We start from the raw sequence: 9,746 nt of genomic DNA on the forward strand, positions 1-9,746 counted from the left end.
GCGTTGAACCACATCGCGGACGCAAACGCGCACGCGACGGCAAATCAAGCGGATGAAGGTGTCAAATACGGAAGCAGCAGTGCCGTATTGCCACAGGCGGCGCTATGGCATGGGCCAGGGAGGTGTCTGTCAACGCCGCAATGTCAGTCGGCATCGACACGTCCAGCAGAATAACTGTCTGAACCAGGGTGATCGGATGGAATGGTGGGATCTGCGGCAAGTCCGGCTTGTCGAGCGATTGATGCCCGGTGTGGCCATAGGCGTGACACAAGCTGGGCTGCGCTTTGTCCATACCCGTACAGTTCGCCATTGGAGGCATGCCGGCATCTGCCGTCATCGTCGCGCGCTCGGGCATACTCATGCCTGGGCAAACATAGGACGCCACAGCCAGCTGCGTGAACAGCAAGCTGAACACGGCTATGATGGCGGCAACGAAGCGCGATGTACGGGAAAATTTCATGGTTGGGCCGATTATATCTGCTTTTACACAGCCGTGATCAGTGCCCTCGGTAGCCAATGCGCCGTTCGTGGCACCGGCATTACAGCGGTGGGCCGGTGCGTAGTACTTTCGAAATGCGGGACAAGCCGCCGGCCGAACAGTCGGTCGGCCAAAGCTCAACAACGTCTCCTTCCTTGAGAGAGAAATTCGCCGGTACGGCGGCCACCGCGGTGCGTGTCAGGCGCACGTGCTGGTAGCGAACCAACACAAATCGCTGCTTGGCGTACTGGTCTGGGGGCAGCGCCGCCACGCACGCCGGGCGCTGGGCAGGCGCAGTGTCAGCGCCATACGTAGTGCTGACCACGCCGCGCCGCGCGCCATGCTGCCAATCGACGACACCGAAGGTTGGGCCCGAAGCGCAGCCGGCGAATCCCAGCAAGGCGATCACCGTTACTGCAAAACTGCCTTGCCAATTCATCCTGATTCTCCTTTTCCGCCTCTGTGGCCGACAGCCTATTATTGAAGACGCAGAATGCGGCGCGCGCCGCCCAGCACGATCACACCAATGATGAGGCCAATAATCAGGTCCGGGTAGCGCGAACCGGTCCACGTCACGAGCGCACCGGCGATGATCACGCCCAGGTTGGCAATGACGTCGTTGGCCGAGAAAATATAGCTGGCCTTCATGTGCGCGCCGTGGTCACGTTTTTTGGCGATCAGGATGAGGCACGCGATATTGGCCACCAGCGCGACGGCGCCGATGCCCATCATCGTCACCGACTCTGGTTCACTGCCCGATACGCCGCGGCGGATCACCTCGGCAATCGCGCCAATGGCCAGCACCAGCTGCAGCCATCCGGCCAGGTGCGCTGCACGGCGCTTGTGGGCCAGCGACCGCCCGACTGCAAACAGCGCCAGGACATACACCGCCGCGTCGGCGAACATATCCAGCGAATCGGATATCAAACCGGTCGACTGGGATATCCAGCCCCAGATTATCTCCACCAGGAACATGGTTCCGTTGATAGCCAGCAGCCAGCGCAGCGTGCGGGCCTCGCCAGCGTCATCGCCAGATTGCATTGCCGGCACGGTGTCGGCCCGTTCCGTGCTGGTCAGCTCAGCGCCCAACCCAAGAGGCGTGAGACGCTCCAGTAGCGGTTCGGCGTCGCCCGTGTGTGTCACGCGCAGCTGGCGGCCGGCCAGATCAAACTGCAATGCGCTAATGTTTGGGGTATCGGCCAGCGCCATGCGGATGAGATTTTCTTCCGAGGGACAGTCCATCTTCGGAATCGCGATCGTGCTGACGACAACACCGTGTTCGCCGGCCTCAATTTTCCGGCTTTCGCGCAGCTGGGCGCCGAAGTTCAATGGTGCCAACGCATCGACAAGCGACTCGGCCGCGCCGACATGCTCGATGGTGACAGTGCGTGCGCCAAGGTCGAACTTGAGAGTGCTGATACCGCTGATCGGCGCCAAGGCCAGGCGAATCAGGTTCTCCTCGGATGGGCAGTCCATTTTCGGTACCGACACGATGCTGCGATGGCGGTCAGCCGTGGACGCTTCGACCGCTTCTAGGGAGATATTCGTATTCATACCCCAAGGCTAGACCTTGAAGTAGCTTCAACGTCAAGCGAATCCGCAGAACTATGCTCTGGGCTGCAATGCGTCGATGATACGGCAATTGGCTACCGGTCCCCCCTGGCACGAAGCCAGCAAGCCGGTGAGTTGGTCTTTCAGCGCCAATAAATCGGAAATTTTCTGCTCGACGGCGCGTAAGTGTTCGGACGTCATCGCCGTCACCGTGCAGCAATCAGCGTCGCGTTGATCCGAAAACGCCAGCAGGCTACGGACTTGATCGATCGTGAAGCCGATTTCGCGCGCCCGGCGCACAAAGGCCAGCCGGTTGAGATCCTCGGTGTCGTACTGCCGGTAGTTGCTGTCAGTGCGCGATGGCTTGGACAGCAAACCGATTTTTTCATAGTAGCGGATCGTCGCCGCCGGCGTTTGCGCGGCGCTGGCCAGCTGGCCGATCGAAAAAGATGTCGTCATGTTACTTGACCTTGAAGTGACTATAAGGTTTATAAACCTTACAAAATCACCCGTCAAGCACCCACTATGCCCCTTCGACTATCTCGTACCCTGATTCATGGAATTTTTACGGTGAGCCTGCCTCTAACCACCCTGGCGCAGGATCTGCCGCTGACGCTGCGTGAGGCAGTGGCGCACGCACAAGAGCGCGCTCCGACATTGCGTGGCGCCGATGCCGCAGCAAGGGCAGCCGACGCCGGCGTTGAGGTGGCGGGCTTGCGCCCGAATCCCACGTTGTCCATCGAAGCAGAAAATGTGCTCGGCACAGGCCGCTACAGCGGCTTTGGCGGCGCCGATCGCACTGTGTCCTTGGCCGTGCCACTGGAACTGGGCGGCAAGCGCCAGGCGCGCATCAATGTCGCACAGGCGGAGCGCGCGGCGGCCGGCATCGGACTGACCGCTGCGCGGGCCGACCTGACGCAGCGCGTGACCGAAGCGTTTGTGCGGCTGGCTGCCGCCCAGCGACGGCAGGACATTGCCCGTAGCGCCCTGGAGTGGGCCGAGCGTGCCGCCCACGCGGCCCAGGAACGTGTCCGCACCGGCAAAGCGTCCCCGATCGAGGAGCAGCGCGCGCAGGTGCTCAAGCTTGGCGCCGATACACGGTTCGGTAAAGCAGTGCGCGCACTGGCGCTCGCCCATGCCGACCTCACTCAACTGACCGGCGACGCAGCGCTCGCTATTTCGGCGTCCTGGTTCGATACGGTCGCACCGGTTGAATCCGCACCGTTCGGGCAACCGTCACTTTCCGTCGTCGCGGCGCAGGCCCAACTGGCTATCGCCAACGCGCGCGTCGATGCGGCCCGGAGAGACCGGATGCCCGATGTGACGATCACGGCCGGCACGCGCCGCTATGGCGATTCTCCCGACAAAGCGGCGGTTCTTAGCCTGTCGATACCGCTACCGCTGTTTAACAGCGGTAGCGGCGCACTGGTGCGCGCTAAGGCGCAGGCGGACCAGGCGAACGCGGACGGCGAATCGGCGGCCATCGAGGCCCAGCAGGCGCTGGCGCACGCCGTCGCCGACGTTGCCGATGCCCGTGCGGTGGCGCAGACGGCGGCCGGCCCGGCCCTCATTGCAGCGCAGGAGGCGGCCAGGATCGCCCGGTTGGGTTACGCCGAAGGCAAATTTCCTCAGCTTGAAATGATCGAGGCGGAGCGCTCCCTTGCCGAAACGCGTGAAGCGGCGCTTGAAGCGCTGACCGACTACCACCTTGCCCAAGTCCGTCTGGCCCGGCTGCAAGGCAGCATACAACCCATCTACAAGGATTAAATCATGCAAATGCCATGTCGTTTGAGCGTTTGCGGCATGTTGCTGATCCTGGCAGCGTGCTCGCGCTCTCCCAAGCCCGAAGAAGGCAAGCCCCAAGCTTCCGCCGCAGCGTCGGCCGCGCCAGCAGCAGCGCAAAAACACGCCGACAAAGACAAGGATGACGACGACAAGCCCACTGAGCGCAAAGGCGGCGAAGAAAAGGATGGCAAGGACGCCGATTTTGTAAAACTGTCGGACAGGCAGATCCTGGCCGCCCACATCGAGGTGGCGGCAGTGCGCACGGGATTCGCCGGCGCTGTCGAAGCGCCCGCCGTCATCATCGCCGACCCGCAGCATGCCGCTGTTGTCAGCAGTTCGGTCAGCGGCCGGGTAATTTCAGTGCGCAAGAATCTGGGTGAAAACGTGGCGCGAGGCGATATTCTGGCGGTTATCGAAAGCCGTGAGGTAGCCCAGTTCAGCGCCGATGTGGCCTTGGCGCGTCGGCAGTTAGATTTGGCCGACGCCGCGTTTAAACGTGAAGACCGCCTGTACGCAGAAAAAGTGTCGTCGCGCCAGGAGTATGAACTGGCGCAATCGGCGCTGGACGATGCCCGCACCCGGCTGCGGCTGGCGCAGCAGCAGCTTGCCACCAGTGGCGGCGCCGAACATAGCGCCCAGCTGACACTGCGCGCACCCATCGCCGGCGTCGTCACGGCCCGCCAGGTTGCGCTCGGTGACGTGGTCGAGGCCAATGCCAAACTGTTCGAGCTGGCCAACCCAGACCTTCTTTCCGTTGAACTGTCGCTCGCGCCAAGCGATGCCTCGCGCGTAGCGCCCGGTACGCCAATCGAAGTATCGGCTGATGGCCGGTCGGGAACCGGCCATGTGGCCTTCCTGTCACGTGTTCTTGACCCGGCCACGCGCCAGATCCGGGCCATCGCTTCGCTGCCGAACAAGAATGCGCTCTGGCGCATCGGCGAGACGGTATCCGCCTCGGTGGTGCTCAAACCCGAGTCTCCCGGGGAGCAGATCGCTGTGCCGCGCGCCGCCGTCCAGACCATCGAGGACAAACCCAGCGTGTTCGTGCGCCAGAAAGGCGGCTTTGCAATCAAGCACATCGTGCTCGGAAAGCCTGCGGCCGGGTTTGTCACCGTGCTGTCAGGGCTGGGCGGCTCTGAGCGCATCGCCACCAGCAACACCTTCGTTCTCAAGGCCGAGCACGGCAAGGGTGAAGCGGGAGGCGACAATGACTAAACAGCCGCATTTCGCGTGGTCGCCGGAGGTGTGGGCATGATCGCGCGGATCGTCAACGTGTCGGTACGCCACCCTTGGCAGATTTTGTTTGCCGCGCTCTTTGCTGCCGTGGTTGGCGCTTTCGCGTTGGTGCGCCTGCCGATTGATGCAGTACCTGACATAACCAACACGCAGGTCCAGATCAACGTGGTGGTGCCGGCGCTGGCCCCGGCCGACGTGGAACGACAGGTAACTTACCCGATAGAGACGGCTTTTGCCGGCATACCGGGACTGGAATCGACGCGCTCGCTGACGCGCCACGGCTTTGCCCAGGTTACGACCGTGTTCAAGGACGGCACGGACGTGTATTTTGCGCGCCAGCAGATCGCTGAGCGCCTGCGTTCGGTGGAACGCACACTCCCCACGGGGGCGACGGCCACAATGGGACCAATCGCCACTGGCCTGGGCGACGTCTACATGTGGACCGTGGAGTTCTCCAATACGCATACCGGCGCCAGCGGTGTCGGCATGGCGCCGGACGGCAGCTACACCACGCCTGCAGGTGAACTGCTGCGCACCGAAAAAGACAAGGCGACCTACCTGCGCACGGTGCAGGACTGGATCGTAGCGCCGCAACTCAAAAATACGCCCGGCCTGGCAGGCGTGGACGTGATCGGCGGCTACGTCAAGCAATACGTTGTGACGCCAGATCCGCAGCGCTTGGCGGCACTTGGCATCGGATTGTCCGAACTGGCCGAAGCACTGGAGCGTAACAACACCAGCGTCGGCGCCGGTGTGCTGGTGCAAAACGGTGAGGCACTTACCATCCAGGCCGACGCTCGCCTGACCAACAGCGCTGAGTTGGCCAAGAGCGTCATCGCCACGCGCGGCGGCATGCCCGTGCTGTTATCCCAGGTGGCGCAAGTTGGTGTCGGCCAGGAGATCCGCTTCGGTTCGGCTTCGGAAGGCGGTGTCGAGGTGGTCCTTGGTACCGCCGTGATGCGCATTGGAGAAAACAGCCGCACGGTCGCAGCGGCCGTCGATGCCCGCTTGAAGGAAATTGCCCGCTCGCTGCCGCCCGGCATCGTCATCAAGCCGGTGCTCAATCGGACGCGCCTGGTCGATTCAACGATCAACACCGTCGCCAAGAACCTCACCGAGGGCGCCTTACTGGTCATCGCGGTGCTGTTCGCGCTGCTGGGCAACCTGCGCGCGGCGCTAATTGCCGCCGCCGTCATCCCAGTGACGATGCTGCTCACATCGGCCGGCATGCTGCAGATGGGCCTGTCCGCCAACCTGATGAGCTTGGGAGCCCTCGACTTCGGCCTGATCGTCGATGGCGCGGTCATTGTTGTGGAAAACGTGCTGCGCCGTCTGGCCGAGCAGCAGCACGCCAACGGCGCAATACTGACCCGTGCGCAGCGCTTGGAGGTGGTCGGGGCTGCGGCGCGCGAAATGATCCGACCGAGCGTCTACGGACAGGCCATCATCATTCTGGTGTATGTGCCGCTGTTGACCTTCCAGGGCGTTGAGGGCCGCATGTTCACACCGATGGCGATCACGGTGATCCTGGCATTGCTGTTCGCGTTCCTGCTGTCTCTCACCGTCGTGCCCGCCGCGATCGCGCTGTGGCTCTCCCGCCCGATCAAGCACGCCGACAACAAGCTGGTATCAGCAATCGGCAAACTGTATGCCCCCTGGCTGGACCGAGTGCTGCCGCGCCCCATGTTGACCGGTGGTCTGGCCACGGCCGCTTTTGTCGGCGCGATCGCTTTGTTTCACACGCTGGGGCAGGAATTTCTGCCGACACTAGATGAGCATGACGTCCTGCTGGAGATAGTTCGTATTCCGGGCACATCTCTGGATCAAAGCCAGGCAATGCAGTTTGAAGTAGAAAAGGCGGTGAGCAAGGTGCCGGAAGTAGAACTGGCATTTTCGCGCACCGGTACGGCAGAACTGGCGTCTGACCCGATGCCGCCGAACCAAGCCGACACCTTTGTGACCATCAAGGATCGCTCCCAGTGGCCAGACCCATCGCTGAGCAAGAGTGAGTTGATCGAAAAGATCGAACGCGTTCTGGCGGATATTCCGGGGCAGAATTACGAGTTGACCCAGCCAATCCAGATGCGCTTCAACGAGTTGCTGGCCGGCGTGCGCGGCGATATCGCCATCAAGGTCTACGGCGATGATTTTGCGTCCATGCTCAAAACTGCCGACAAGATCGCCGACCAGCTGCGCGGAATTGAGGGCGCGACGGGCGTGCGCGTGGAGCAAGTGCAAGGCATGCCACAGCTTGACGCCCAGCTCGATCGCGATGCGATGGCACGTGTCGGGCTTACCGCCAAGGACGTATTCGATACACTGGCTGCGGCTGTGGCGGGCCGCGAGGCGGGCCAGATCTACGAGGGCGACCGCCGGTTCGACGTGGTGGTGCGCCTTGCTGACAGCGCGCGCAACGATATCGAGGCGCTACGCCAGCTGCCCGTACTGACACCTGCCGGCAAGTTTGTGCCGCTTGGGACGGTTGCGCGGCTGGAATTGGCCAAAGGAGTAGGCCAGATCAGCCGCGAGAACGGTAAGCGGCGCGTGGTCGTGCAGGCGAACGTACGCGGCCGTGATATCGCCAGCGTGGTCAAGGATGCACAGGCAGCGATCGATGCCAAGGTACCTCGTCCTCCGGGCGTCTGGCTGACTTGGGGCGGCCAGTTCGAAAACCTGAAGCGCGCCCGCTTGCGGTTGGCCGTGGTGGTGCCAGCCTGCTTCTTGCTGATCGTTGGCGTCCTGTATTCCGCAGTGGGCTTCTGGCGCGCGGCGGCGGTGGTCTTCACTGGCGTGCCGCTGGCCTTGATCGGCGGCGTGCTGGCGCTTTGGCTGCGCGGTCTGCCGTTTTCGATTTCTGCCGCAGTCGGTTTCATCGCGCTCTCTGGCGTGGCCGTCCTAAACGGACTCGTGATGGTTGGCGCGATCGACGAATTGGCGAAGACGCAGCCGTGGAAGGATGCGGTGCGCTTGGGGGCGCTGCGCCGACTGCGGCCAGTGCTGATGACGGCGCTGGTGGCTTCGCTCGGTTTCGTGCCGATGGCGTTGGCCAACGGCGCCGGCGCCGAGGTACAGCGCCCGCTGGCGACGGTCGTGATCGGTGGTCTCATCTCGACCACGCTGCTCACGCTGCTGGTGCTGCCCGCGCTCTACGCCAGATTTGGTAAGCCAGTGCGCCAAGGTGACGAGGTAAACTGATTTCGAATTTGCAATTAAATAATCGTTTTTGTGTAAAAAGGCCGATTTCTAATGAATTTTGAGTCGCAATAATCGTTCTTGGGTAGGATCGGCCGGATTTATGTGCGGGTACAGGCGGTTTTCGCCTGTCCATGAAAATCAGCCACACGGAGGTGTTGATGCGCTCGTTAGCGGAGGAAATCCCCGATATCCAGGTTTTGCTGGCCTTGGCGCCGGAGGAGTTGGGCTATACGGTGCTGCGCCTGGGAAGTATCAACGATCAGAATGGCCTGTTCCACCCAGCCTCGTTCGAAGCCCAGCCTAATGGGCCTCGGTATCCCCAAGAACGGACTGCGCAAGCCGCAGTTGCACTTGGGGAGGCCTTGGCGTGGCTGACGGTGAACATCCTCGTCATGCCGGCGCCCGGCATCAACGGGAACAACGGCCATTTGATGATTACGCGCCGAGGGCGTGAAGCGTTGCAGCGGCAGGCATTCGACCAGTACCGGCAGGCCGCAGCTTTCCCCAAGGCGTTGCTGCATCCCTTGATCGCTGACCAGGTATGGCTCAACCTCGCGCGCGGCGACTATGCCACTGCCGTCTTTCTGGCATTCCGGGCTGTTGAAGAAGCAGTCAGGGAGGCTGGAGGCTTCCGACCGGAAGACATTGGTACCCGCCTCATGTTCAATGCGTTCAACCCCGCCAACGGTCCTTTGACCGACCAGAACCCTGACGCGCCTGCCGCTGAGAAGGAGGCGCTGGCCAGCTTGTTCGCCGGCGCCATCGGATCGTACAAGAACCCGCACTCGCATCGTACCGTCACGATCGTTGACCTGACAGAGGCACAGGAGATGGTGCTGCTGGCGTCGCACTTACTGCGGATCGTTGACGCCATTCGCATAGCAATAAAACACGATGCATAGCGGACAACGACTGGATCTTCATCTGCTGGCCTACGGCGATGGTTTTCGGCAATTCGATAAATAAGTACGGCAGTCACCACTTGGGCGCCGTTAAGTGACGGGTTGAAGATTGCCCTATATAGTTTGCCAAAGTGTTCACGAGCAAAGAATTTAGCCTGATGGGGGGCGTGTCTCCATACAGAAAGCAGCGCTTCAGCAGCTGCACCCGGGGTTATTTCGCCAGGCTTGCCGGGTCCGTCACTACGCTTTCGGCGATATGTGTAACCAAGGTCCTGGATACTCTGCTCCAACTGTTTCTGCTTATCATCGTTAGATTTCAAATCTTTGAGGTCAACAGGATTTTGACTATTTGTCGCATGGGTGATCTGCAAGAAAATATCCTCGTTGTCTTTCGGCAGCTTGTAAAGCCGAACGAGCACCGATGCATCATCAGGCAATTGTCGAGCAGTTTTTTCTAATTCCTCAGCAGTCTTGAACCGTTCCGGGATTTTGAGAGGCCCCGTGGTGTGAGTCAGACCGGGATGGCTTGACCGGAAAGTTGACGATAGTAATTCATTTCAGCTTCAGCAGGCGGGATATGGCCAATCGATTCCAGCAAA

8 protein-coding genes and 1 pseudogene are annotated in these 9,746 nt (G+C 61.5%); 4 read left to right on the plus strand and 5 right to left on the minus strand.

Annotation, left to right across the window (positions count from 1 at the left end; all coding sequences use genetic code 11):
- Window positions 1-61: 61 nt before the first annotated feature.
- The 4 genes from GTP27_RS23595 to GTP27_RS10070 all read right to left on the minus strand — a co-directional run bounded on the left by GTP27_RS23595 (window position 62) and on the right by GTP27_RS10070 (window position 2,488).
- Complete coding sequence (locus GTP27_RS23595; protein WP_202416662.1) at window positions 62-460, minus strand: hypothetical protein; 399 nt, start codon at window positions 458-460, stop codon at window positions 62-64.
- Between the two features lie 79 nt (window positions 461-539).
- On the minus strand, window positions 540-917 hold the full coding sequence (locus GTP27_RS10060; protein WP_161039045.1) for a hypothetical protein: 378 nt from the start codon (window positions 915-917) through the stop codon (window positions 540-542).
- A gap of 38 nt (window positions 918-955) precedes the next feature.
- The gene (locus tag GTP27_RS10065; protein ID WP_202416663.1) at window positions 956-2,032 is read right to left on the minus strand and encodes a cation efflux transmembrane domain-containing protein; all 1,077 of its coding nucleotides are present in this window, start codon (window positions 2,030-2,032) and stop codon (window positions 956-958) included.
- Between the two features lie 51 nt (window positions 2,033-2,083).
- Window positions 2,084-2,488, minus strand: a complete 405-nt coding sequence (locus GTP27_RS10070; protein WP_161039046.1) for a MerR family transcriptional regulator — start codon at window positions 2,486-2,488, stop codon at window positions 2,084-2,086.
- A gap of 111 nt (window positions 2,489-2,599) precedes the next feature.
- Between GTP27_RS10070 and GTP27_RS10075 the strand changes: the two genes are divergently transcribed.
- The 4 genes from GTP27_RS10075 to GTP27_RS24265 all read left to right on the plus strand — a co-directional run bounded on the left by GTP27_RS10075 (window position 2,600) and on the right by GTP27_RS24265 (window position 9,147).
- The gene (locus GTP27_RS10075; protein WP_161039047.1) at window positions 2,600-3,796 is read left to right on the plus strand and encodes a TolC family protein; all 1,197 of its coding nucleotides are present in this window, start codon (window positions 2,600-2,602) and stop codon (window positions 3,794-3,796) included.
- 3 nt (window positions 3,797-3,799) lie between these two features.
- On the plus strand, window positions 3,800-5,029 hold the full coding sequence (locus tag GTP27_RS10080) for an efflux RND transporter periplasmic adaptor subunit (protein ID WP_161039048.1): 1,230 nt from the start codon (window positions 3,800-3,802) through the stop codon (window positions 5,027-5,029).
- A gap of 36 nt (window positions 5,030-5,065) precedes the next feature.
- Window positions 5,066-8,245, plus strand: coding sequence for an efflux RND transporter permease subunit (locus tag GTP27_RS10085; protein WP_161039049.1), 3,180 nt, complete (start codon window positions 5,066-5,068; stop codon window positions 8,243-8,245).
- Between the two features lie 431 nt (window positions 8,246-8,676).
- Entirely contained in the window at window positions 8,677-9,147 is a 471-nt protein-coding gene (locus GTP27_RS24265; protein WP_371865910.1) for a TIGR02391 family protein, read from the plus strand.
- Here GTP27_RS24265 and GTP27_RS24270 read toward each other — a convergent pair.
- Window positions 9,144-9,566, minus strand: a pseudogene (locus tag GTP27_RS24270) (AIPR family protein); the annotation flags it as partial. The gene GTP27_RS24265 and the pseudogene GTP27_RS24270 sit on opposite strands and share 4 nt — an antisense overlap.
- Window positions 9,567-9,746: the final 180 nt, after the last annotated feature.

This window comes from Duganella qianjiadongensis (assembly GCF_009857915.1).
GTDB lineage: Bacteria > Pseudomonadota > Gammaproteobacteria > Burkholderiales > Burkholderiaceae_D > Rugamonas > Rugamonas qianjiadongensis.